This is a genomic window from Sunxiuqinia sp., from assembly GCF_055140945.1.
In genome coordinates this window covers 1-25654 of the sequence record NZ_JBSQYS010000004.1, presented here as the reverse complement: position 1 = coordinate 25654, position 25654 = coordinate 1, and the positions used below count along the sequence as shown (strand labels likewise).

General features: G+C 40.4%; 21 protein-coding genes. 10 read left to right on the top strand and 11 right to left on the bottom strand.

Annotation, left to right across the window (positions count from 1 at the left end; translation table 11 throughout):
- Nucleotides 1–5 precede the first annotated feature (5 nt).
- The 3 genes from ACTB00_RS02350 to galE all read right to left on the bottom strand — a co-directional run bounded on the left by ACTB00_RS02350 (nt 6) and on the right by galE (nt 3781).
- Nucleotides 6–1088, bottom strand: coding sequence for an efflux RND transporter periplasmic adaptor subunit (locus ACTB00_RS02350; protein ID WP_463298343.1), 1083 nt, complete (start codon nt 1086–1088; stop codon nt 6–8).
- A gap of 13 nt (nt 1089–1101) precedes the next feature.
- Nucleotides 1102–2433 (bottom strand): TolC family protein, encoded by a 1332-nt coding sequence (locus ACTB00_RS02345; RefSeq protein ID WP_463298342.1) that lies wholly within the window; start codon nt 2431–2433, stop codon nt 1102–1104.
- Nucleotides 2434–2752: 319 nt separating this feature from the next.
- The gene (galE, locus tag ACTB00_RS02340) at nt 2753–3781 is read right to left on the bottom strand and encodes a UDP-glucose 4-epimerase GalE (RefSeq protein ID WP_463298341.1); all 1029 of its coding nucleotides are present in this window, start codon (nt 3779–3781) and stop codon (nt 2753–2755) included.
- Between the two features lie 170 nt (nt 3782–3951).
- Between galE and ACTB00_RS02335 the strand changes: the two genes are divergently transcribed.
- Complete coding sequence (locus ACTB00_RS02335; protein WP_463298340.1) at nt 3952–4863, top strand: HU domain-containing protein; 912 nt, start codon at nt 3952–3954, stop codon at nt 4861–4863.
- A 169-nt stretch (nt 4864–5032) separates the two neighbouring features.
- Here the strand turns inward: ACTB00_RS02335 and trpS are convergent, their stop codons facing one another.
- Complete coding sequence (gene trpS, locus ACTB00_RS02330) at nt 5033–6034, bottom strand: tryptophan--tRNA ligase (protein ID WP_463298339.1); 1002 nt, start codon at nt 6032–6034, stop codon at nt 5033–5035.
- Nucleotides 6035–6495: 461 nt separating this feature from the next.
- Here trpS and ACTB00_RS02325 point away from each other — a divergent pair, with 461 nt between their 5' ends.
- From ACTB00_RS02325 to ACTB00_RS02305, 5 genes are all read left to right on the top strand, one after another.
- The gene (locus ACTB00_RS02325; RefSeq protein WP_463298338.1) at nt 6496–7872 is read left to right on the top strand and encodes a TrpB-like pyridoxal phosphate-dependent enzyme; all 1377 of its coding nucleotides are present in this window, start codon (nt 6496–6498) and stop codon (nt 7870–7872) included.
- Nucleotides 7873–7957: 85 nt separating this feature from the next.
- Entirely contained in the window at nt 7958–8296 is a 339-nt protein-coding gene (rbfA, locus tag ACTB00_RS02320; protein WP_159521473.1) for a 30S ribosome-binding factor RbfA, read from the top strand.
- 2 nt (nt 8297–8298) lie between these two features.
- Nucleotides 8299–9120, top strand: a complete 822-nt coding sequence (locus tag ACTB00_RS02315) for a class I SAM-dependent methyltransferase (protein WP_463298337.1) — start codon at nt 8299–8301, stop codon at nt 9118–9120.
- A complete protein-coding gene (locus ACTB00_RS02310) occupies nt 9121–10332 on the top strand; it encodes an ABC transporter permease (RefSeq protein WP_463298336.1) in 1212 nt (403 codons plus the stop codon).
- Nucleotides 10333–10465: 133 nt separating this feature from the next.
- Nucleotides 10466–10924 carry a toxin-antitoxin system YwqK family antitoxin gene (locus ACTB00_RS02305; protein ID WP_463298335.1) on the top strand — a complete coding sequence of 153 codons (459 nt, stop codon included), beginning with the start codon at nt 10466–10468 and terminating at the stop codon, nt 10922–10924.
- A gap of 73 nt (nt 10925–10997) precedes the next feature.
- Here ACTB00_RS02305 and ACTB00_RS02300 read toward each other — a convergent pair whose 3' ends face one another.
- The 3 genes from ACTB00_RS02300 to ACTB00_RS02290 form a co-directional block, all read right to left on the bottom strand.
- Nucleotides 10998–11603 (bottom strand): TetR/AcrR family transcriptional regulator, encoded by a 606-nt coding sequence (locus ACTB00_RS02300; RefSeq protein ID WP_159521466.1) that lies wholly within the window; start codon nt 11601–11603, stop codon nt 10998–11000.
- 80 nt (nt 11604–11683) lie between these two features.
- Complete coding sequence (rnr, locus tag ACTB00_RS02295) at nt 11684–13837, bottom strand: ribonuclease R (RefSeq protein WP_463298334.1); 2154 nt, start codon at nt 13835–13837, stop codon at nt 11684–11686.
- 103 nt (nt 13838–13940) lie between these two features.
- Nucleotides 13941–15389, bottom strand: a complete 1449-nt coding sequence (locus ACTB00_RS02290) for a glycoside hydrolase family 32 protein (protein WP_463298333.1) — start codon at nt 15387–15389, stop codon at nt 13941–13943.
- Nucleotides 15390–15481: 92 nt separating this feature from the next.
- Here ACTB00_RS02290 and ACTB00_RS02285 point away from each other — a divergent pair, with 92 nt between their 5' ends.
- The 3 genes from ACTB00_RS02285 (at nt 15482) to ACTB00_RS02275 (ending at nt 20293) form a co-directional block, all read left to right on the top strand.
- A complete protein-coding gene (locus tag ACTB00_RS02285) occupies nt 15482–17959 on the top strand; it encodes a T9SS type A sorting domain-containing protein (protein WP_463298332.1) in 2478 nt (825 codons plus the stop codon).
- Between the two features lie 347 nt (nt 17960–18306).
- A complete protein-coding gene (locus tag ACTB00_RS02280) occupies nt 18307–19200 on the top strand; it encodes a prephenate dehydrogenase (protein ID WP_463298331.1) in 894 nt (297 codons plus the stop codon).
- A gap of 1 nt (nt 19201) precedes the next feature.
- Nucleotides 19202–20293: a chorismate mutase gene (locus ACTB00_RS02275; protein ID WP_159521456.1), complete on the top strand. Its 1092-nt coding sequence runs from the start codon at nt 19202–19204 to the stop codon at nt 20291–20293.
- A gap of 52 nt (nt 20294–20345) precedes the next feature.
- Here the strand turns inward: ACTB00_RS02275 and ACTB00_RS02270 are convergent, their stop codons facing one another.
- The 3 genes from ACTB00_RS02270 to ACTB00_RS02260 form a co-directional block, all read right to left on the bottom strand.
- On the bottom strand, nt 20346–20726 hold the full coding sequence (locus ACTB00_RS02270; protein ID WP_463298330.1) for a ribonuclease P protein component: 381 nt from the start codon (nt 20724–20726) through the stop codon (nt 20346–20348).
- Nucleotides 20727–20799: 73 nt separating this feature from the next.
- A complete protein-coding gene (locus ACTB00_RS02265; protein ID WP_321289568.1) occupies nt 20800–21549 on the bottom strand; it encodes a uroporphyrinogen-III synthase in 750 nt (249 codons plus the stop codon).
- Nucleotides 21550–21566: 17 nt separating this feature from the next.
- Nucleotides 21567–22541 (bottom strand): DUF4271 domain-containing protein, encoded by a 975-nt coding sequence (locus tag ACTB00_RS02260; protein WP_463298329.1) that lies wholly within the window; start codon nt 22539–22541, stop codon nt 21567–21569.
- A gap of 96 nt (nt 22542–22637) precedes the next feature.
- Between ACTB00_RS02260 and ACTB00_RS02255 the strand changes: the two genes are divergently transcribed.
- Entirely contained in the window at nt 22638–23594 is a 957-nt protein-coding gene (locus ACTB00_RS02255; protein ID WP_463298328.1) for a tRNA-dihydrouridine synthase, read from the top strand.
- Between the two features lie 137 nt (nt 23595–23731).
- On the opposite strand, the gene ACTB00_RS02250 is transcribed toward ACTB00_RS02255, so the two are convergent.
- Nucleotides 23732–25210 (bottom strand): TlpA family protein disulfide reductase, encoded by a 1479-nt coding sequence (locus ACTB00_RS02250; protein ID WP_463298327.1) that lies wholly within the window; start codon nt 25208–25210, stop codon nt 23732–23734.
- Nucleotides 25211–25654 lie beyond the last annotated feature (444 nt).

The window sequence follows — 25654 nt, the reverse complement described above, 5'->3', positions numbered from 1 at the left end:
TCTGCTTATTTGTTTTCAACTAAGGCACCATCAAACAGTTTTCCGCTTGAAATCTGAATGTAGCTTTCCCCATCTGTCAGACCCGAAAGAATTTCAATTGAATTGTCATACGTTTTACCGGTTTTCACCCAACGCAGTAACGCATTGCCGTTTTGGCTAACGGCATACAAACCAACCAATTGACCTCTCTGCATCAAGGCCGTTTTCGGAACCATGATCAGTGGCCGGGTACCATGCTCGTACAACACCGTGGCATACATGCCTGAGTACAATTGCTCGTTATTGTCGGCCAACAGCACTTTGGCTTCAAACTGGTTACCAGTATTGGCCGATGATGGATTGATTTCGGCAATCACACCGTTCAGTGCCAGACCATCCGCTGCATTGAAATGCACTTTTACTGAATCGTTCAGAGCCAACCTGCCAATGTCTGACTCCGGAATACGAGCCAACACTTTCCATTGCGAAGGGTTTTCAATACTCAGTAAAGGCATTCCGGGGTTGGCCATGTCGCCTTCCTGTACAAATTTGCCGGTGATAATTCCACTGTATGGTGCACGAATCGACGCATATCTAAGCGATTCTTCTACTTCTTTTTCCAGCTGGTTAACGGCTTCCAAACGAGCTTTAGTCATTTGATAACGCGAACGCATGTCTTCAATTTCCTTGTCCGATGCACTTCCCGATTGATACAAAGCTTCAAAGCGATTCAAATCTTTTTCGGCACTTTCAAACGCGGTTTCGGCTTCAACTCTATTGGCTTCCACCTGAGCTTTTTTTGCCAGAATATCCTGGTTGCGAATTTGCAATAACAGATCGCCTTGCTTTACTTTTTGCCCGGGGCGAGCATAAATCCGGGTCACTTGACCCATCATTCTGGTACTTAAATTCGATTGCTTTTCAGCCGCCAGCTTTCCGGAAAAACTGTGTACTACCGGATAATCTTTTACCTTGGCAACAGCTATTTGAGCAGCTACTTTTGCTGGTTGCACGGCTTCTTGTTTATCGTTTTTGCCGCACGAGGAAATCAAAATCCCTAGTGCCAGAGCTATTATAAATGGGCTTGTTCTAACTAAATTTGTCTTCATCGTTATCTTGGCTTTATTCGTTAATCTCTTTTTCAAGCAATAATTCCAGTTCGAATACTGCTTGTTTATAATTGTAAATACGTTGGATATAATCCAGATTTTTCTTCGAAGCCAGCGCTTCGGCAATCAACAGGTCAGTGGTTTTCTCCAGTCCCTGCTCAAACCGGTCGGTGCGAATTCGAAGCGACTCTTCGGCTTGCTCCTTGGCTAGTTTACCCGACTGAATCTGTTGATAAGTTAATTCTAGTTTTCGTTTGGCTCTGTTTAATTGTATTTGGCTTTGAGACAGATAATCGTCGTAATTATAGCGGGCTTCATTGAGTTGCGCACTGGCTTTTTGTACGCTTCCCACATTTTTATACCCGCTGAATAAATCCCAGCTTAAACTGGCACCAACCATGTAGTTATTGGCCGACGTTCCCAGTATCTCTTTGTCGTTCCATTCGTAACTTCCAAAGGCATTTACCCGAGGAACAAATTTCATTTTTTCTGAACGAAGCATATTTTCAGTTGCTTCAATTTGCTTCTGCACAGCCTTAAGGTCCGACCGGTTTTCCAATTCTCCCGGATTGTAATTTACCGTGAATTGAGTTGGATCTTCCACCATTGAGTCGGTTGGTTCAATGCGGGAGTTTATGTCCAATCCCACCAGATGAGCCAAAAACTCGTTGGCTGATTGCAGTTGATTGTTGGCTTCGCGCAACTGGTTTTGGCGCTCTTCCATACGAACTGAGGCTTCCAGAACATCGGCATGTTTAACAAAGCCTTGTGCTTCATTGTCTTTGGTTAGCTTCAGTGCTTCCTTGGCTACGTTAACCGATTGTTGTAACACCTCAACGGCTGACTGTGCCAACTCCAGTTGGAAATAAGCTTTCTTGACTTCGTATTGAATTTGCTGACGCGTGCGCTCGGCCTGAAGCGATACTGCTTCGTATTGATTTTTAGCTGCCTTGCGGGCGTAAATACCATCCACGTTGAGGATGGGCTGCTGCAACTCAATTTTTGTACTATAATTCTCAATATCGTCTGGATCGTTCAACATAGCGGGGTTAAAATCAGACTGAGTGACCACCTCCTGCTTAAGCTTAAAGCCGAAAGCCGATAACGGATCGTTAGTTGACACTCCGGTATGACTAACCGATAAGCCGGGTAAAAACAACGAATTGGTCATTCGATAAGACCCGCGAGCTGCTTGCTGCCGGGCTTCTGAAACCTTTGCCGACCGATTGTTTTCTCCGGCCAGCTGCAAAGCCTCCTCCAAACTCAGCTGCTTCACCTGCCCCATTCCTATCAGAGAAATCGTAAAGCTTAATAGCAGTAAATAAATGTGTAATTGTTTTTGCATATCTATTCTTTCTGATTTGTTTTCTGGAAGCAAAAATAATGGTTTCACATTTATATATCTATATTTCTATATGTTTATATTTTTAAATGTTTGTTAATTGGATTTAAATGATTTTAAAGCGAGAATTAGCGGAGAATTAAAATAAGACTTAAACCTCTTATTTTCAGCATATAATAACAATAACAGCGCCTACAGAAGTATACAAGAAAGGAAATGTTAAGTTTATGTTACCCAAGATGATTTGCAAAAAATGATCGGAAAAAAGGCTCTTCCCAGTCGGGAAAAGCCTTCATCTATTATTTTTTAACTATTCTTCCAACTACTCAATATCCCGAACTCGCTTTTCCCAGTTCCAGGCAGACAGCAGCGTTTCTTCCAGCCCTTTTTCAGCTTTCCATCCAAGCTCTTCGTTGGCATAAGTAGTATCGGCCCAAATCTTTTCGATATCACCGGCACGGCGAGGTACAATTTTATAGTTCAGTTTTATGCCAGTCGCTTTTTCAAAACCATTGATAATTTCCAGCACCGAGTAGCCATTTCCTGTTCCAAGGTTAAAGACTTCGTAGCCGGCTTTATTCTTACTTTCAAGCAACCGTTTAATTGCAATAACGTGAGCTTTGGCCAAGTCTACTATATTAATGTAATCGCGAATGGCCGATCCATCAGGCGTGTCGTAATCATCGCCAAATACGCTGAGTTCTTCGCGCATTCCGGCAGCCGTTTGGGTAATGAAAGGCACCAAGTTTTGCGGCACTCCCAAAGGCAATTCACCAATCAGTGCTGTTGGATGCGCTCCAATTGGATTGAAATAACGCAAGGCAATTCCCGTAATTTCAGGATAAGCTTTAATGCTGTCTTGCAAAATATCTTCATTCACCCGTTTGGTATTTCCATAGGGTGATTCCGCATCTTTTCGAGGCGTATTTTCGGTTACCGGCAATTGATCCGGTTGCCCATAAACAGTACAGGAAGAAGAAAATACGATGTTGGCAATGTTGAACTTTCGCTGGCATTCCAAAATATTCATCAACGAAACCAAGTTGTTGCGGTAGTAATGCAAGGGCATCTGCACCGATTCGCCAACAGCCTTCGAAGCTGCAAAGTGAATAATGGCCGCAATATCCTGATTGCGGTTAAAAAAATCCTCGGTTTTGTTGTAGTCAGCCAAGCTAAATTGTTCGAAAGCCGGTTTCTTCCCCGATATCTTTTCGATGTTTTCCAGAACGTCGGCACTGGAGTTGGAAAGATCATCCACGATGATCACTTCATATCCTGCATTTTGCAGTTCAACAACCGTATGAGATCCGATATAGCCGGTTCCTCCGGTCACTAAAATTTTTTGAGTCATAGTAATTGATTGAGTATTTTCCCCAAAACTACAATTTTTTCAGCAGTGCATAATGGACCATCGAAGTACATCTTAATCTTCCACCCTTGAAAACTCCCGATAAATGTTGAAAACTTTGACTTGTTAACGTATTAATTTTTCTTTATTTTTGATGCAAACATTGAAATTCAGTGGAAATATTAAGCTACATCAAAGAACTTTTATTGTTGAATGACTGTGTGATCATTCCTGAGTTTGGAGGATTTGTAAGTAATTACAAACCGGCCACACATCAGAATGCACAGTTTGCACCTCCTACAAAAGCCATTAGCTTTAACGAAAAGCTGAAATTTAACGATGGCTTGCTGATTAATTATCTTGTTGAAAAAGAAGGCGACAACTATCTCGCAGCCAGTCGTAAAGTTGATCTGCTGGTTCAGGAAATGAACTACCGATTAACCGATGGTGAGACCATCAACATTGAAGGTATAGGCGAATTGGTATATGATGAAAATGAAAGCCTGGTATTTAATCCGGCGATTATTGAAAACCTGAACCTGGACGCCTATGGACTGGGAGCTTTTGAGTACGAAACACTGTACGCAAAAAACACCGTTCGCACTCCAATTTCGCAGGAACAACGCGATGCCGTTCAGGTACTTTTCCAAAAACGCACGCTGAAAAAGGTATTAGTGGCAATTCCATTGTTGTTTACCTTGGCACTCGTGCCGTTTCAAAACAATAACAGCAACCTGCAAAAGTCCGACATTACAAGTTTGACTGAGATGATGCCACGCCTGGAAGTAGTTCAGAAGATCGAGCCTCGTCCGGCTGTTGTTGAAGCTTCAGCTATGACTGAAAAACCAGCTCTTGATCATGCATACTACCTTATTGGTGGTAGTTTCAGAAGTGCAGCCAATGCTGCGAGGTTTGTACAACAAAAACAAGACGAAGGTTTTAACGCACGTAATATTGGTGTAATAAAAGGGTTGAACTACATTGCACTGGACAGCTTCGCCTCCATGCGAGAAGCGAAAACATTTCGAGCAAAACTAAGAACGGAATCGCCCGATTCGGGAGTATGGATTTACGTTAAAAGATAAATGAAAGCCCCTTTTTGAAGGGGTTTTTTTATGCTTAATTTTTCAGGAACACGGCTCTGAGAAAAACCTTAACTCTATATTGCTACCAACTTCAATGGTAAAATCTCCCGGTTCGATGGGAGTGTCGACTGGGCTGAAGAGATAACAGATATCTCCTACTTAATCGGGCTTAGTAGAATTTACGAAATCCAACCAATTTTTTCACTTCCTGCAAGGTAGTAACAGCTGATTCACGAGCCTTTTCTGCACCCATTTGAGCCACTTTAGCTAAGTAAGCATCATCTTCCAAAATGCTAACGATGCGCTCACGAATTGGGTTAGTGAATTTCACGATATCTTCAGCCAATTGCTTTTTCATATCGCCATAACGAATTTCACATTTGTTATAGGCGTCATCAAATTGAGCGACTACTTCCGGCTGCGAAACAATTTTCATGAGGGTAAACAGGTTCTGAATTGCCTCCGGTTTTTCAGCATTCACTTCTGCTGGTCCGGAATCAGTCACCGCACGCATCACCTTTTTGCGAATTTCCTTTTCCGTATCATACAAGTTAATCGCATTGCCCTCTGATTTTCCCATTTTCCCACTGCCATCCAATCCGGGAACTTTCACCAAATCAGCTCCATCAAAAGTAAAGGGCTTTGGAATCGGGAATACATCCGACTTGTACATCCGGTTGAATCGCTTGGCAAACTTTCGAGCCATTTCCAGATTTTGCTCCTGGTCTTTCCCAACCGGAACAAAGTGCGCTTTATGAATAATAATATCCGAAGCCATTAACACCGGATAGGTCAACAAACCGGCGTTCACATTCTCAGGCTGTTGGCGGGCTTTATCTTTAAATGAAGTAGTACGTTCCAATTCCCCCAAATAGGCATTCATATTCAAGATGGTATATAACTCTGAAATCTCCGGCACATCACTTTGAATAAAAATCGTTGATTTTTCAGGGTCAATACCACAAGCCAAATACTCGGCTAGCACTTGTTTAACCCCAGCCTGAAGGTTCTCAGGCGTAGGATGCGTTGTTAGCGAGTGAATATCGGCAATAAAAAAGTAACAGTTGTAATCTTCCTGCATACGCAAAAAGTTTTGTACTGCTCCAAAATAGTTTCCTAAGTGTAAAAATCCTGTTGGCCTAATGCCACTTACAACGGTCGGTTTATTCATTGGGTAAATCTTCTATGAAAATGAGCTGCAAAAATACGCTGATTCCTTGAAACACAAAAATTTATTTTAGACCTGAAGAATTTATCCATAAATATTGGACGTTCATTTCCTGACTAATTGAAAAAGAAATGGTAATCAATCATTCATTTTTACAGAAAATCATAAAAATATTGAGAAAACTATGCACTTAGCAATCGTAATCAAGAATCACTATAAAATATTGCCTCCTTGTTTTCGGCTCTTGAAAACTAAAAAATAATAATTAGTTTTAGGCACGCAAAATGAAGATATGCATACAATTCCACAATTTGGTAAAGAATGGCATCAGCGTAACGTGAAAATGGAAGCACGTGAGCAAAATAATATTGTACGACCATATTAATGGTTGGGGAAGGGGTTTGCTGTTTACACAGCAGGCCCCTTTTCTATTTTTTAAAAACACTAAATAAAACGATAAAATCATGACCAGACAAAAGAAGATCTTTTTGGATGAGGCTGATATGCCCAAACAATGGTACAACCTAGCTCCCGACTTACCAACGCCATTAAACCCGCCACTAGGTCCGGATGGAAATCCAGTAAGTCCGGATATGCTTGCACCTGTTTTCCCAATGAACCTGATTGAGCAGGAAGTGAGCCAGGAGCGTTGGATCGACATCCCGGAAGAAATTCGTCAGCATCTTTTTCGCTGGCGTCCCAGTCCATTGATTCGTGCTTACGAATTAGAAGAAGCTTTGGGAACTCCAGCTAAAATCTACTACAAAAACGAGGGTGTTTCGCCTGCAGGAAGCCATAAGCCAAACACAGCCATTCCGCAAGCCTGGTACAACAAGCAGTTTGGTATTAAAAAATTAACCACTGAAACAGGTGCCGGACAATGGGGATCAGCCTTGTCGTTTGCCTGCTCGGTTATTGGCGGAATAGAATGCAAGGTATTTATGGTTCGGGTAAGTTTCGACCAAAAGCCTTTTCGCAAAATGATGATGAATACCTGGGGCGGACAATGTGTGGCCAGCCCAAGTATGGAAACCAAGGCTGGACGTGATATATTGGCTCAATATCCGGACACTCCGGGCTCACTGGGTATTGCCATTTCGGAAGCTGTTGAAGCCGCCGTGGGCGACTCGACCGGACAAACCCGCTACGCATTGGGATCGGTATTGAACCACGTGATGTTGCACCAAACCATTATTGGTTTAGAAGCTAAAAAACAGCTGGCTAAAGTGGGAATCAATAAACCTGATGTTGTGATCGGTTGTTGCGGAGGCGGCAGTAACTTTGCCGGACTTTCATTCCCGTTCATCTACGACAAAATTAATGGAGCCGACATCCAGATCATTGGAGCTGAGCCATTTTCGTGTCCTACTTTGACCAAAGCTCCTTTTATTTACGACAATGGTGATGTGGCACAAATGACCCCGCTCATGGCGATGCACAGTTTGGGACATAACTTTGTTCCTGCACCAATTCATGCTGGTGGTTTGCGTTACCATGGAATGTCTCCTTTAGTAAGTGCCGCTTTACGCGACAACCTGATGGAAGCTCAAGCCATTCACCAAAGTGAGTGTTTCGAAGCAGGCTTATTATTCTCAAAAACAGAAGGCATCATTCCAGCACCAGAAACAACACATGCCATAGCTGCCACTATTCGCGAAGCCAAAAAAGCTAAAGAAGAAGGCAAAGAAAAGACCATTCTTTTCAACTTTAGTGGTCATGGCTTAATGGACTTAGTTGGTTACGACAAATACCTGAACGGAGAATTACACGACTACGAATACCCAGATGCAGAAATTGCACTAAATCTGGAAAAACTGAAGGGATATCCACTTCCAAAGTAGAAGATAAACTTATCTTAATTACTATAATCAAGTCCTGCCATTTTGGTGGGACTTTTTTGTAACTTTGCCGGAAATTCAATTTAACATGGAATCAACTCGTCAACAAAAAATAAGCAGACTGCTGCAAAAGGAGTTAGCAGACATTTTTCTGAAGGAAAGCCGCAACCTATTTATGGGCAAAATGATCAGCGTAACTACGGTACGCGTAAGCCCTGACCTTGGTCTTGCCAAATCGTATATCAGCATTTTTCCAACAGAAAATCGCAAAGAAGTTTTAAAGCAAATCAGAATTGCGAATCCAAAAATTCGAGGCTTACTTGGACGCAAAGTTGGTAAACAATTACGTGTGATTCCGGAGTTGGAATTTTACATCGACGACAGTTTGGATTACATTGATAATATCGACCGCCTTTTAAATAAGTAAACATGCAGTACGACCCAATTAAGCGCTCGCTAGGCAAGGTTTTTAACCAAAACCCATTTCTTCGGAAAATCTTTTATCAATTACTCGATTGGCTACTGCTGCGTTCCTGGCATATTCGCAAGGAGTTGCGGGTTTTAAGAAAACAGGGAATGGCTAGTCCAACAATTTTAGATGCCGGTTCAGGATTCGGACAATACACTTATCGTATGTCGAAGCTTTTTCCGGGTTCTAAAATTACAGCTGCCGATATTAAACCCGAACAAATTGAAGACTGCAACCAGTTTTTCAAACAAATAGGGAAAGAAGAGCAGGTTAAATTTCAATATGCTGATTTGACGAAATATACCAACAAAGAAGCGTACGATTTAGTGATTTCCATTGACGTAATGGAACATATTGAAGAGGACACCAAGGTATTTGAAAACTTTTGCCAGTCAATGAGGAAAGGCAGTGTTCTGTTAATTTCAACCCCTTCAGACCAGGGAGGATCAGATTCGCACCACGACCATGAAGAAGAAGGCGTACACGGCTTTATTGATGAGCATGTTCGCGACGGATACAATATCAATGAGATAGAAGACAAACTAAAGAATGCCGGGTTTAGCAAAGTCGAAGCCCGCTATTCGTATGGAGCTCCCGGAAAAATTTCCTGGAAACTGTCGATGAAATATCCCATTTTGCTATTGGGTGTCAGTAAATTGTTTTTCATTTTGCTTCCATTCTACTACTTAGTTGTATTTCCGCTTTCACTTGTGCTGAATTATTTAGATGTCAGCAATACGCATAAAACCGGAACCGGACTGATTGTTAAAGCCTACAAATAATTGAAGCTTGCCTTTTACATAGCACGCCGTTATCTGATATCAAAGAAGTCGGCCAATATTGTTAACCTGATTTCTGCGATTTCAATGGTTGGTGTCGCTGTTGGAACCACCGCCTTAATTGTTGTCCTATCAGCTTTTAACGGGATCGACAGCTTTATAGGAGGCATGCTCTCCAACTTTGATCCTGACATTAAAATTACCGCTGCAAAAGGCAAGAGCTTTACTTTGGAAGATGCTGATTTCGAATCAGTCAAAAACCTGAAAGGAGTGGTTGATTATGCTGAGGTGGTTGAAGAAAATGCACTTCTTCGTTACGAAGATCGGCAGAAATATGCCGTTGTTAAAGGTGTTCCGAACGACTACGTTAACTTTTCAGGATTGGATTCTGTTTTACTGGAAGGCGACTTCTTTTTAAAAAAAGGTTCGCAAAGCTATGCCCTTATAGGCGAAGGTGTGCGGCATGACCTTTCGATCGGATTATCCTTCATCAGTCCTATTCATGTGTATGTTCCGCGCAAAGATTTTAAAAATCTGATAAATCTGGAGCAAGCACTCAATCATGATTATATTTTTACCGCCGGTGTTTTCTCTGTTGAGCAGGAAATCGACAGCAAGTACATTTTGGTTCCCATTGATTTTGCCCGCTCCTTGTTTGAAATGGAAGGGCGAATTTCTTCACTCGAATTGAAGCTCGATAATCAGGCGGACATCGACCGGGCAAAGTCAGCTTCGAAACAACTATTGGGTGATGACTTTGTGGTGCAAGATCGCTTTGAACAGCACGAATTCCTATACCGGGTAATGCAATCAGAAAAATGGTCAAGTTTTCTGATCTTGAGTTTTATTTTAGTTATCGCTTCTTTCAACCTGCTGGGCTCACTAACCATGATTATTATTGACAAAAAAAACGATATCAAAATACTGGAAAGCATGGGAGCCAACAGAAAACTGATTCGGCAGATTTTTCTGTTCGAAGGATGGTTGGTTTCGTTTTCAGGCGCTATTTTAGGAGTGCTGTCAGGAATTGCTCTGGTTTGGGCGCAAACAGAATTCGAGCTATTAAAACTTCCGGGCAATGGCTCTTTTGCATTATCGGCTTACCCTGTAAATTTGCAATTCTTCGACGTTTTAGCTACTTTCCTAATCGTATTAAGTATCGGATTTTTTGCTGCCTGGTATCCGGTCAAAAACCTATCTTCAAGATTGGATTAGCTCACTGGGATCTTCAGCAAACATTTATTTATTCTAAATTTAACGTTAAATATTTGTTAATCACACATCATTCGACTTAACTTTGTCTTAACAAACGAAAAGAGTACTAATAACAATAAAGAAAGGAGCCCCAATGAAACGATTCAGCTTAATTATCAGCTTATTAATGTTTTTTGCTTTATATACCAGCTCACAAAACATCAACGAAATTAATGGTGTCTATTATGCCGATTCAACACCATACACCGGCCAGTACACGACTTATTTCGAAAATGGGAACACAAATGTACAAATGACCCTGAAGGATGGATTAAAAGATGGTGAAGTAAAAATCTATTTCGAAAATGGTAAACTAAACGAAATTAGGAATTATAAGAATGGTAAAATGGATGGAACATGGATCACTTATAACGACGAAGCCCAAAAAATTGCATTAGCAAATTACAAAGAAGGTGTTAAAAATGGTAAATGGTTAATTTGGAACGACAATGGCAAACTGATTTATGAAATGATGTATGCCGAAGGAAATAAAGTCGGAACCTGGAAAAAGTACGATGAAGTTGGTGAGTTAATCAGTGAGCGTACATTCTAAATTGAGTTAATAAACAAAAAAGACCAGCATCGATTTTGGATGCTGGTCTTTTTTGCTTCGTGTTGCGACGATACTATCTTTTCATAATACCGTAACACAATATTTTTAAAATATTGTCGACTCCTTTTTCTAAATTTACTGCGCCATAATTTCCGGCGGACATTGGCATTTCCAATCCTTTAATAGCAGTCGTAATTCCAATGGCAGCCAAGGTAAAGTCATAAATCTCAAACTCGTTTTTACGAACCCCCTCAATCAAAATACGTTTGATCATTCGGATTTCTTCCTGATCGTATTTGTCTTTGATATTGTCAATAAATTCGATGGCTGTCACATCGTTTTCCAGCGCATGATAAAAATTAGCCAACCCACGATAGGTCGTCAGCTTTGTTAAAATGTATTCTCTGAGTTTTTCTACCGGATCTGTGTTTCGGAGTACTACTTTTTCAAGCTCACGTTTTAACACGTCAACTTCTTTCATGATAACTGCCTGAAACAGATCCTCTTTACTTTCAAAATAATAATATAAAGAGCTCTTTCCTTTTCGAACGGCATTAGCGATGTCATCCAGAGTCGTTTTCTTATAACCATATTTACTGAAGATATCCTGAGCTATCTTTAAGATATTTTCCCGGTTGGCATCTCTTTTATTCACCCCGTTTTGCAGATTCATCACCATCGCTTATTGATTTTTTTTGAGTGCTTAAAGATATTCAATTTTTCGAATAAAACGGCCTTGTTTTTTACAAGAAACAGACATCACTCCTCAATAAGCTTAAAATCAAGCTGCTTTCTCTCAAGGTTTGCTCTCGAAATTTCGACTTTCACATTTTCACCCAACTGATACTTTTTATTTCCGTGCTTACCAACCAAGCAATAATTTTTCTCATCAAAGATGTAAAAGTCATCATCCAGCTCCCGAATTGGAACCATGCCTTCGCACTTATTCTCCAGCTCTACATAAATTCCCCAATCAGTGATACCCGAAATTACTCCGGGAAAAACTTCGCCAATCTTATCCTTCATAAACTCAACCTGCTTATACTTAATTGACGAGCGCTCGGCCTGGGACGCACGAGATTCCATTTCGCTGGAATGCTGGCACATATCTTCGTATTTCTGTGCGTTTGCCGATCGCCCTCCCTCCAAATAGCGCTCCAATAAGCGATGCACCATAATGTCGGGATAACGACGAATAGGCGACGTAAAGTGCGAGTAATATTCGAAACCAAGCCCATAGTGCCCAATGTTGCGGGTCGAATACTCAGCTTTTGCCATTGACCGAATCGCAAGCGTTTCAATCACATTTTGCTCATTTTTTCCCTTGACGCTCTCCATCAGGCTATTCATCGATTTTGAAATAGCTCGCGAACTGGTGGTTTGAATACCATAACCAAACTTCTTGATAAAGTGATTGAAGTTTTCCAGCTTTTCGGGATCCGGCTTATCGTGAATTCGATACACAAAAGTTTTCGCCTGCTTTTTGTTTTTTTCTCTTCCAATAAATTCTGCTACCTTCTTATTTGCCAGCAGCATAAACTCTTCAATCAGCTTATTACTTTCTTTCGATTCTTTAAAGAATACAGAAAGCGGCTTACCGGTTTCTTCTTCAATTTTGAATTTCACTTCAATCCGATCAAATGCCAGCGAACCTTCTTTGAATCGCCTGTTTCGTAATTTGACAGCCAAGTCCTGCAAGGTCAATACTTCATTTTTTAGGTCGCCTTTTTCGGTTTCAATAATCTCCTGAGCCTCCTCGTATGTAAACCGGCGATTAGAATGGATCACTGTTCGTCCAAACCATTCGTTGCTGACATCAGCATTATCGTCCATCTGAAAAACAGCCGAATAGCATAATTTATCTTCGTTTGGGCGCAACGAGCACACTCCATTTGATAGTCGTTCCGGTAACATGGGAACCACCCGGTCAACCAAATAAACCGAGGTAGCTCTTGAAAAAGCCTCGTCATCCAATATCGTATTCGGACGAACGTAGTGACTCACGTCGGCAATATGTATACCAACTTCCCATAGCCCGTTATCCAGTTTGCGAATCGATAAGGCATCATCAAAGTCCTTGGCATCCTCCGGATCAATTGTAAATGTAGTTACCTCCCGCATATCCCGACGATTTTTGATCTCCTCTTTCGGAATCTCAAGTGGAATTTTCTCCGCTGCACTCAATACGTTTTCCGGGAACCGAAGTGGAAGATCATACTCAGCTAAAATAGCGTGCATCTCGGTCTCATTAATTCCCGAATCGCCTAAAACTTCAATGATTTCGCCAAAGGGGTTTTTTGCTTTCTGCGGCCATTCGGTAATTTTGCCAACTGCTTTTTGCCCGTCTTTAGCTCCATTCAGTTTTTCGGCCGGAATAAAAAGGTCGAACCCGACTTTACCAACCGGAACCAAAAAGGCAAAATTACGAGAGCGTTCAACGGTACCTACAAAAGTGGTTTTGGCGCGTTCAACAATCTCCGAAACTTCTCCTTCTATTTGATGTTTCTTCCGTCGGGCATACAGATAAACGCGAACTTTATCGCCTCCCATGGCATGGTTCAAATTTCCTTGAGACACCAATATGGGCTGGTCTACTTCTTCGCTCACAACATAAGCAAATCCTTGACGCTGCATCTCCACGCGTCCGAGAACATATCCGCCACGCGACTTTAACTTAAACTTACCTCGTTGTATCTGTTCTAATTTTTCATCTTCAGTCAATTCATCCAGAACAACATTGATAAGCTTTCTGGTTTCCATATCTTTCACCCCAAGAAGGCTACCTAACTGTTTGTAGTTGTATGTTTTTTGAGTGTCGCCATAAAATATTTCCAGGATGGAAGTTTTTAGCTGCCGCTTATTGAAGTTCGAAAGTTTCTTCGTCTTATCTTTCTTGTTTTTCTTTTTAGCCATTCTTAATAAAATATTTTTTTGAAGTTAGCCTATTCATTAATAATAAAAAAGAGGAACGCATTAATTCGCAATCCTCTTAATATTATTTTATTGTATTCTAATTTTACTTCGACTCATACATTGATTTTATCGGATAAACTTCAAGTTTTTCAACAAAAAGTTCACCTCCTGTATTATATAAAACAAGATCCCGGGCATCTGGTTCAGCCGTGTAGCAAGAACTTAAAACAGCCTTGCCCCCATTCCCAAACAACTCAATGGAAGTGCGGTCAAGCAACACCTCAAGTTCAATTTTTCCATCTTCGGGTGCTAATTTAGCTCCTTTACCCTGACATGATAAAATCCCCTTTGTTACATCGTAACGGATTTCAACACCCACGGCTTTTTTCGAATTTCGTACGACAAAACCAAAACTACTCGCTGATTTCAAATCGAAAGTTCCTTGAATATGAAGACAATCGCCTTTTACCTTTTTAGTTAAGTTCTTGCCTAATCCCGGGATAAGATTCTTCTCCTCCCAGGTATCTCCTTTTTCATGAAGCAATTCCAGTTCATTTACAGGTTTGCGCATCAGATAAACGCCATCAAGGTATTTTTTTAAGCCCAACTCACACGGAAAGCTTAATTGCCCTTCAAAGGGCATCTCTGGATACTCTCCACCTTCCATAAAAGCTAATTGAAAAATTCGGTCATCTCCGTCTGAACCGTTTTGGAAGGTAATCGGTCCCTGATAGTTCTTACCAAAATCTCCTTGCGCTTTGGCTGTTTCAGGTTCAAACTTCTTACCATCAAAACTCCCTATGGTGTAGGAGCCATCACCTTCAAAAGCTACCCATCGGGTATCATCATCTCTTCGGTTAACCTTTAACTTAACCATGTCGACACAAGTACCAGGTCCGGCAAAGTGGCTTTCAAAATTCCAGTCAATCAGGTTTTCTGATGAATAATACGAAACCCCCTGCGAGCTTAAATCCCGGCCGGGCACCCGATAAACTATTAAAATATATTTCTTGCTATCTGCATCCCAAAAAACTTTCGGATCATCAATTAAATCATCTTCAGCAACTGATAGATCAATTTTGCCAGGGTATTGCGTCCAGTTTTGGCCTTCATCAACGCTATATAAAATAATTAGTTCTGACCTTCCGTTTAAACAAAAAAGAAGTAACGAGGATGTTTCACCGCCATTTTGCAAATTTAGCAGATTCTGGTCGTCCACAAGAACTGATCCTACAGCGACCAATTCGTCTTTTTCGTCATCCGGGGCAGGAAGTAAAATAGCAGGCTGATGCTGCCAATGGACCAAATCAGTTCCAACAGCATGATTGCACAATACCTGACGATTTTGCAATCCTTTTAGCTCTTGAGGATAAAAAAGATGGTATTTCCCATTTAAAAAGACGATTCCGTTGGGCTTACTTAACAAACTTTCGGCAGGAGTATAGTGAAATTGCGGTCGATAAACCTCATCAATCAATTGGTTTTGCGCACTTAAAATCGGACTTAAAACAACTAAACTAAATAAGATGAACAGGTTATAAAAACTTTTCATGCCTTGTTTGTTAAAATATATAGATAACACAAATTAACAAAAATCAGACAAGAATTCTTTTAATTTTGAAGAGAATATTGACGCCATTATCCATGAAACAAATAACGCTGACATTAATTCTTTTAACGACTACTTTTTCGTCTTTTGCGCAAAAAGAGTGGCAAAAAAAAGGTGTGAAATTTCCGGCTCCGATTTGCTACGGCTCCGAGGAGGTGCATCAAAGCTTTGTTGATGCTCCCGACCAATATTTAAAACGATTGAAATCGACCCATCAAAAAAAATCTTCAATCATTGTTGATTATATTGGATTTAGTGCAGCCCCACAAGCAGCCTTTCAATATGCAGTTGAAATTTGGGAACACCTGGTCGCTTCTCCTGTACCGATATACCTAACTGCCCGCTGGACTGCGCTCGATGAAGGAGTCTTGGGAAGCTGTGGCCCCTATATCTTTTTTGAAAATTTTGACTCTGCTCCCTACAAAGACCGCTATTACCCCGTAGCTTTGGTTGAAAAACTAGAGGGTGAAGAAATTACGGATGAAAGTGTTCCAGACATGATTGCTCAGTTTAACAGCGACAATGACTCTTGGTATTTTGGTACTGATGGCAATACTCCGAGAGGAGAATATGACTTCGTATCGGTGGTTTTGCACGAAATAGGGCACGGTTTGGGGTTTACAGGTTTTTTCTACGAACAAGGTGGTTTAGGGACTTATGGCGATGTGCTCCCTTATCCCGGGATTTTTGATGAATTTGTCATTAATGGTTCCGGACAACAATTGATTGACACGAGTGAATTTGCCAATCCATCGGCTGCATTGTATGAGCAAATGCGCTCAAATAATTTATATTTTAAAAGTCAAACGGTGAAATCAAACAATCCTTCTGATTCCTATCCGCGCTTGTATGCGCCATCCAGCTTTGATGAAGGATCCAGTATTTACCATTTGAATGAATTCACCTATAACGTTGGAGATACAAACTCTCTGATGACTCCATTCTTCGATAAGGCTGAAGCGATTCATGATCCGGGCCCGCTAATGTTGGCAATATTTTCGGATATGGGCTGGGATTATACATCCATCATTCATTCTCCAATACCCGACACGGAAACGGCAACGATTATCCCCATAGAAGCAACCATTGAAACTGATTCCGAAATCGATAGTACTTCTGTAGCAATGGTCATTTCCGCCGATTCATTTTTAACTTCTGATACGATAGACCTTGTCTACTCCGCAGATCAAGATCATTTTGTTGCCAACCTCATTCCACAGCTTGCCGAAACCTATCAGTATTACCTGATGGTAAATGATTCAAGTGGAAAAACATTCTATCTTCCTAGTCAAGCTCCAGCAGAATATTTCGAATTTACAATTGGCCCCGACCTGATAAAACCCGAACTAACTCACGATCCGGTAAGTTCAATGCTAGAGTCAGATCTTAACGTTGAGGTAGCCGCTGAAGCAACTGATAACATTGGTATTTCAAGTGTTGTTATGCAATATAACATCAACGAAGGAAGCCCCGAAACCTTGATTCTTGAAGATCAGGGTGAGAACCTTTATAAAAGCACACTTCGTGTTACCGGATTGACAGACGGGGACTCGATTCGTTACCAAATTATTGCCACCGACAGCGGTTCGAACAACAACCGTACAATTTTACCTGCCGAAAATGAATATTACACCATTTATATCGATGGACTACACGACCCCGTAAAAACCTATACGAACGATTTCAACAGCGATTCACGAGATTTTATCTCCTCCGACTTTTATATCGGTATAGAAGATCTATTTGACGATGGAGCTTTACAAAGCCCGCACCCATACCCAAGCCCTGATGAAGACGATACGGAATACAATTTTACAGCGCTTCTAAAATACCCGATCATCATTGATGATCGAGCCATGATTTCTTTTAACGAAGTTGTTCTGGTTGAACCCGCCGAAAAGGGCAGTGAATTCGGAGATTCCGATTTTTGGGATTATGTAATCGTTGAAGGCTCCAAAACAGGCAACAGCAACTGGCAGCCTCTAATAGATGGGTATGACTCGCGGGCAAACGCCACCTGGGAGATGAACTACAATACCAATCAGGTTGGAAACAATTCAGCTGCGCGAGGGAAAGCGACCTATTACATCAACCGTGAATTTAAGATGACCGAAAATGGTAATTTCGCTGAAGGGGATACCCTCTTTGTCCGGTTTCGGTTATTCTCTGATCCTTATGCGCACGGCTGGGGATGGGCAATTGATGATTTAAGAATTCAGGATCCGCCAACTGCAAATGGTGAACTTACTTTTTCATCGGGAGAAGTCATGATTTACCCCAATCCTGTAACCAGCAAACTATACATTAACGGCAGTTTCAAATCGAAAGCTGGTCAGCTTAAAATAGCTGTTTTCAATAGCTATGGACAACAAATACGCTTGAATGAGATTACCCAGGCTTCGAATCAACTTCACCAAACAATTGATGTTGAGAACTTAAAGAAAGGATTGTATCTGTTGTCATTCCAATTTGAGAACGGGCAGATAATCACAAAAAAGTTTGTCAAACGATAATTAGACGTTTTTATTTAGACAAAATATAAACTATCAACTAATTCATTTGGTGAATTTTACCTTCACAAAAAACAAAGCAAAACGAAAAATAACAATCGCTTAAGTTTTGATTTTAAAAGAAATGGCTATATTTGCTTCCGAATTAACACAGCGCACCATGATTTTTAGCAATTCTTTTTATTACTGGTTTTATTATTTCGGTTCAAACAACGGGGTCGAACAGTAGTGTATTGCTTTAAATTCAAAAATATATTACAGAAGGGTCCCGAGAAATCGGGATCTTTTTTTTTACACTAAATCGAATGTATTTGAAGACAGGAGATTTAGATAAACGAATCGATAGAAAAATGAATATAACAGTTATTGGATTGGGATTGATTGGGGGCTCGATGGCTAAAGACCTGCGGAAAAGTGGTTTTGCCACCTCAATTATTGGCGTAGACTCGAACAGGAAACATGCTGAAAAAGCCAAGGAAATTGGCCTGGTCGATGAAATTCTGACAATGCCAAAGGCTTTTGAAAAAGCTGATCTGGTTATTATTGCCATTCCGGTTGATAAAATAAAGGTCGTGCTTCCACAAGTACTGGATCAGGTTTCCGATAGCACAACTGTTACCGACATGGGCTCTACAAAAAAAGAATTGTGCCGTGTGGTAGAGAACCATCAAAAACGTAGAAACTACGTGGCAGCCCACCCCATGTCGGGAACCGAAAACTCCGGGCCTGAAGCTGCTTTGGAAGGTCTCTTCAATAACAAAATAACGATTATCTGCGATCATGAAAAAAGCGGACCACAGCACCTGGCACTAATGGAGAAGATGTTTCAAACGCTGGGAATGGACATTGCTTACATGTCGGCTGACGAACAAGACCACAGCACCGCATTTATTTCGCACCTACCACATGCCGCCGCATACGCACTGGCCAACGCTGTTCAGGATAAGGAAAAGCGATCGATCATATTTGATTTGGCAAGTGGTGGTTTCCGCTCCACTGTTCGACTGGCAAAAAGTACCCCTTCAATGTGGGGACCAATCTTTCAGCAAAATAAAGGTTACGTTGTTGAATCGCTTGAAGTTTACATCAAGCACCTGAACGAATTTAAAGACAGTATTGAACAAGACGAAGACAGAATGTACGAGCTCATGAAAAATGCCAACAACATTCGCTCGATATTGGGTGGAGACAGCCCTTCATTAATAAAAAACGAAGAAAAGATTATTAAATTTTACACAAAATAAGATGGGAATAGAATTAGACATCAGACCAATGAAAGATTGGTTACCACAGCTGGATAATCCGCTGTTAATCTCAGGTCCTTGCAGTTTAGAATCTGAAGAGCAAACCATGGAAACTGCTCGCCAGTTAAAAAAAGACAAACGCGTTTTTGTCTTTCGTGGTGGCGTATGGAAACCACGTACTCGCCCGGGCAGTTTTGAAGGCGTTGGATCTATTGGTTTGAAATGGCTTCAGCAAGTAAAAAAAGAAACCGGACTTCCGGTGGGAACTGAAGTTGCCAACGCACAACACACGGAAGAAGCTCTGAACGCCGGACTGGATGTTCTTTGGATTGGAGCCAGATCAACCGCCAGCCCTTTTGTTGTGCAAGAGATTGCTGATGTTGTGAAAGGAACTGATGCCGTTGTGATGGTAAAAAACCCGGTTAACCCCGATGTACAACTTTGGATGGGTGCGCTGGAACGTTTGAACCAGGCTGGGATAAAAAACCTGGTAGGAATTCACCGCGGATTCACCCCTTTCCGGGAAACAAAATACCGCAATTACCCCAACTGGAAAACCTTTATAGAATTGCGTCGATTATTGCCCAATCTACCCGTAATTTGCGACCCGAGTCACATTGCCGGGAAACGTGAATACCTGTTGGAAGTATCTCAAAAAGCATTCGACATGGGCATGGAAGGACTAATGCTTGAATCGCATCGTGATCCTTCGTGCGCATTAAGCGATAAAGATCAACAAGTGACACCAGAGGAGCTCGGAAAGATTCTGGATAAATTGGTGATCCGCCAGTCGACTTCAGCAAATAAGCAATTTGAAAATCAGTTGGAATTACTTCGTAACCGCATTGATGCATTGGATTCGGAGTTGATGGAGACTCTGTCCTCGCGAATGGAAATCGTCCGTGAAATTGGTCGGTACAAAAGAGACAATAATGTTACCGCTCTTCAGATGAGTCGGTGGACTGAGTTGATGAATAAGCGTATTACTACTGGAGAACAGTTAAATTTGAACAAGACGTTTGTGCAAATTCTCTTCCAATTGATCCACGAAGATTCGGTAAGAATGCAGACTGAAATAATGGATCAAGAGTAGACTGAGATTATTTATTGTTACATAGAGGGGATTGCCACTGGCAGTCCCTTTTTTAGTGCAAAAGTTCACCTAACTTTCCGAGTGCCTTTTGCATGCTTTTCTCAATTAGCTGGTAGTCTTTCTCTTCTCTTGCAGTATAAATAAACATTAAAGCTACTTGTTTGCCTGGAGGAATTACCTCATAAAAACCAGGCTTATTTAATCGATAAGCTTCGCGCATCCGACGTTTCAATAAGTTTCGTTGAACGGCGTGCTTAAAATTCCTTTTTGAGACTGTAAAACCAACCTGCGCCGGGTGATTCTCCCAAAGTGATGTTTCAAGGTAAACAACTTTCAATGGAAAGCAGAAAAACGACTCTCCTAAATCGAAGAGTTTCCCGATCAGTTTGGTACTGCATAGCCGTTCTTGTTTTGTCAACTTGAGGTTGTTCATTTTGATATCGAAAATACAATAAAAAAAGGGGAAACAACTTCCCCTTTTCCTTATTGAATATGTTGAGTATTTTCTACTTCGACTTGTTATGTTTTTTAATAAACTGCTCTAAAGCCATCGTCATCGAAGGAGCCTGTGCTGTTGGCGCTTGAATATCCAAACGCAAGCCGGCCTCTTGCACCGCTTTTGCAGTTGTTGGTCCAAATGAAGCAATCATCGTGGTGTTTTGCTCAAAATCGGGGAAATTCTGAATCAGCGACTTGATTCCCGAGGGACTAAAGAAAACCAAGATGTCATAATTAACATCCTTCAAATCAGACAAATTACTTGTAATTGTCTTATACAAAATTGCTTTCGTATAGTCGTATCCGCCTTTATCAAGTAACTCAGGAATTTCTTGTTTGTGGATATGAGAAAGAGGAACCAGGAATTTTTCTCCCTTATGTTTTTTCATAACCTCCATCAAGTCGTCGAAACGACCATTTCCGTAAAAGATTTTACGTTTTCTGTAAACGATGTACTTTTGCAGATAGTAAGCAGTAGCTTCTGAAATGCAGAAGTATTTCATGGAGTCGGGCACAGTAACCCTTGTTTCCTCACAAATTCTAAAAAAATGATCAATAGCAGTGCGACTTGTAAAAATCACAGCTGAATGATCAAGAATCTGAATTCTTGTTTGACGAAATTCTTTTGAAGAAACTGCTTCTACCTGAATGAATGGTCTGAAGTCGACCTGTACGTTCGTTTTTTCAGCCAAGTCAAAATATGGTGATTTTGCAGATTCAGGTTTTGGCTGCGAAACTAATATTTTCTTGATTTTCAAGTTGTAAAACTTTTAAATTATTTAATCCCGTTTTTAACCAATACCATGTTATAGATAAAAATCAACGGTAAAATTTCAAGGGTACAAAGGTACAAAATCAAATAAAAAATAGAAAAATGTTTTGTCATTAATATTTTTGCCCCACGAATTATGAGTAACAAATAAAAAAAAGCCACCACAAAAAGTCCTGCATATACCATCAACCGAGGGTTTTGTAATGCCCCAAATGCGATGACAAGTGTTACCGGAATTAGAAATAATCCTAAAATACGGTTGTGCAAATGCATATTATACAGAAATTCAGCTGTTTCAGCAGTACTTCCGGCAACAATCCCAGCGAAGGAATAAGCCACCCGTTTCAAGATATAATAGCCAATAACCAGCCCCAAAATAATTAAATAAGTAACAATGCTTGATTGATTGAAAGACACGTGAAATAAATCGAAAAACTGGTAAACAAAAACACCAAACGTAAAGTAAAAAATCAAATCAAGTCGAAAAGAAGCATGTGTCAGACTAAGTGTTCGTTCCCGAAACAAGCGTGCCGAAGTCGGATAATTGATGATGGAATGAAACAATTGATTCAGGTATTTATTAAAAAACAACCGCACAGTGGCCAGTAAAACAAAAATCAAGATAAAAATCCCAATCAACCAATCTGGTCGTTCACGCTCAAAAGACTTTTCAGGTAAAACAATACCGGGCTTCGAGTCCTTTTCTGTAAAAACCTTGACTTGTCCCGATTGGATTGGTTGAACTGAATCCAACTTGCGGCTATTGTTTCGGGGAAGTTTTGAGCTGACCGATTGTGAATTTTGATTGACCCTTGTATTGGATGGAGCGCTAATGCCCGGGATTTCCACGGTCGTTGAATCTACAGTTTCAATAGGCTGCTGCTCTATCAACGTTCTTACTGTGTTAATCGTGTTTGCTCCAACTGCCTGGTCAAGCTGTTTTAATATCGTATCGTTTTGTTGCGTGCGTTGTAACATTCCGGGCAGTTGTAAAATTTCACACAAAAATAAGGATTTCCAAGGTTAAATTGACTGGCTTGCTACCTTTGTATTTAAATTAGTTATAAACAACCTATGTCCGAACAGGATTCTTTCTACTTAGCTCCATTACAGGGATTCACCGATTTTGTTTATCGCCGCTGTTATCACGAAGTTTTCGGTTCCATTGATGAATACTACATCCCATATATTGCCATTGGGCCGGGACAAAAAATAAGAAACAGCCAATACCGCGATGTTTTGCCCGAGAATAATGAAAATGTACCTGTAGTTCCTCAAATACTTTGTGCCAATGTTGGTGAACTCAAGGTATTGGCTGACGAACTCAAGCAAATGGCTTATACAACAATCAACTTGAACCTGGGATGCCCCTATCCCATGGCAACTAAGCGTGGCCGCGGAACTGCTCTGTTGGAAAATCCCGATCAACTTAAACAAGTATTGGATTACCTCTTTGCTGAATATGATTTCAAGGTATCGGTGAAATTTCGGGCAGGCTTAACTGATGAAAGCACGATTGTTAATCAGTTCGAACTTTTACAGGCCTATCCCTTCGAGAAGCTGATCTTTCATCCGCGTACAGCAAAGCAACTATACAAAGGTGCTGCCAACCGCCCACTTTTTGCCGAATTAGCTGCCAAATCAAAAAGTCCGTTGGTTTACAATGGCGATATCCAATCCATTGATGACTTGAACGAAATAAGACAACAGGTTCCCAACCAAAGCGAATGGATGATTGGCCGCGGCATTTTAAACGACCCGTTTTTACCCGCCAAACTAAAAGGTGAGCTTCACTCGGATGAGGTAAAACTTGAAAAGCTGATCGCTTTTCACAACGAGATCCTGAAAAACTATCAGGCTATTTGGACGGACGAGGGAATTGTGATTCATCGCATGATTCAGTTTTGGAGCTACTTCCAACAGTCGTTCATGCAAGGCAAAAAAGCCTATAAAGTGGCCAAGAAAGCCCGAAATTTAGATAGTTATCAATCCGGAATTGATAGCTTTTGGGCAAATGCTAAGCTTGAGTAGGTCCCAATAGAGTAGAGCCTGACAGCCCACCCGATAATTAATGCACGTAAATGTACAAATTATGAGCCGACTATCTTTCAACCAGGGCTCAAAGCTGGGCACTACGTGCCGCTTAAAGCCCTATTTATTACCATGTGTTATTTTTGAGTTATTAACTTATTAATCAAAGTAACTGTTTTTGCTTCTGATGGTCTTGGTGCATTCTTACTGTATACTTTACCATTCTTATCGATTAATGCGTAATTTGGAAAAGTTGAGAATTGAAATTGTCGTTGAAAAAATTCCAATTGCTTATGGTTAAGTAGGTAATGTTGTCCTGCTAACTGATATTTCTGAATTACATTTTCATAAGCAGTTTGCCTTGAACGACAACAGAAGTATACAAATGCGACATCCTTCTCATCAAAATTATTATGCAATTTTTCAACATTAGGAAACTCGGCAATACATCCGCTACACCATGTTCCCCAAAAATCGATATAAATCACCTTACCTTTATTTTTCATCAAAACTTCGTTCAATAAACTGTCTCCAGATTCTAATACATTATTCCTTAATTCAGAAACAGGCATCTCCAAATTATCACGTTCGAGTATTGATAAGCGTTCAATGTTTAGCAAAGAAGTTAAGAATTGTTTTATATATCTGTCGGTAATTTTTTCGCTAACTAATTCGAAGTAAGCGTCCATTGAGTTTGCAGACAACTCTTCTTCCTTTTCTAAAACTGAACTATTAATATTGGCAGCAATCAATAAATCTCTCCAAATACCTTCACGCAATCCCCATTTATTGTCAATGCGTTTAGTAAGAATTTCCTTTTTCACTTGGTCTTCCGCTTTCTCACTAGAAATGACTTTAATGGGTAAACTAGGTTCAACATAGCTCGAATAATAATTGAGGAATAATCTATACCATGAAGTTGAAAATGCTTTTTCATTAAAGGCTGCTGAGTCGGTTAAAAAAGAAAAATACCTAGCTTTTATATCAGGATTCTCAATTGCTTTTCCCACAGTGAAAATTCGATAATAAGAATAATAGGTGGCTGAACATCGTAAATAATTGATGATTATTTGATTTGAAAGTCCGTTTTCAATCTTGTTGTAAATACTTTTTTGAAGACTTTTTTCAAAATCGAGACAAATTTCCTTTAACTCATCGTGGGGTTTATCTTTTGAAAAGCTTCCATCAAATTTATAAATCTCCTTGGTGAGCCAACGATCATATTTTTGAAATTCTTTTTGAAAACCACCTTGTTTTTCACCGTATGAAGATGCGTTAATATCGGTTAAAGAGCCAACCTTACTAATTTTGCAATTAATTGTTAGCGTATCACTCGGAAAAATATATAAATCAATAGAACCATCGCAATATTTAATTGTGGTGTTAATTGAGTTCCTCAATGGAATGTCAAACTTGAACTTCCCATTTTCATCAATTTCTGTTAAATACAAAAGTTGTCTGTTAACTGATATTTCATCAAGCACAAGTTTAATTGTCTTAGATCCATCAGCAAATTCTTGCATATTTTCAATCTGTCCAACTATAACAGATCGGCTTTCAACTTCGGGATAAAAAACTCCGGTTTTATATGATTCCGTTTTCTTTTCTTCCTTCACTTTTTCGTGAGAACATGAAAACAATGTGATAAAAAAAATCATTAAATAAATTTGTCTCATAGTTATTTGGTGTCTTTGTTTTAATGCATGGTAACGGTGGCGGTATGGTTAGTAAGGGATTGCGGGCTGCTTTCCTGTCAGATTGCAGGTGAAATTTGCGCGGGAAACTGCGCCACGCAAACCACTGAAACCCTTATTAGCTATACCGCGTGTTGAACTAAATCCGCCATTCGGCGGACAGCCGGAACCAAAGTTATTGATTATTGGTAAATTGGGCCCATGTTTCACATTTAAATATCAACATCATGAAAAAAAAGAAATGAACCTACCTTAGTTGAGAAAGCAATCCAGACTATTGATGGATTTGAGAAAGTGTACAAGCTGTTGCAGCAGCAGGTCATCCTTCGTGGACAAAGCCGCAGTACCCTGGAGAATTACATCCGG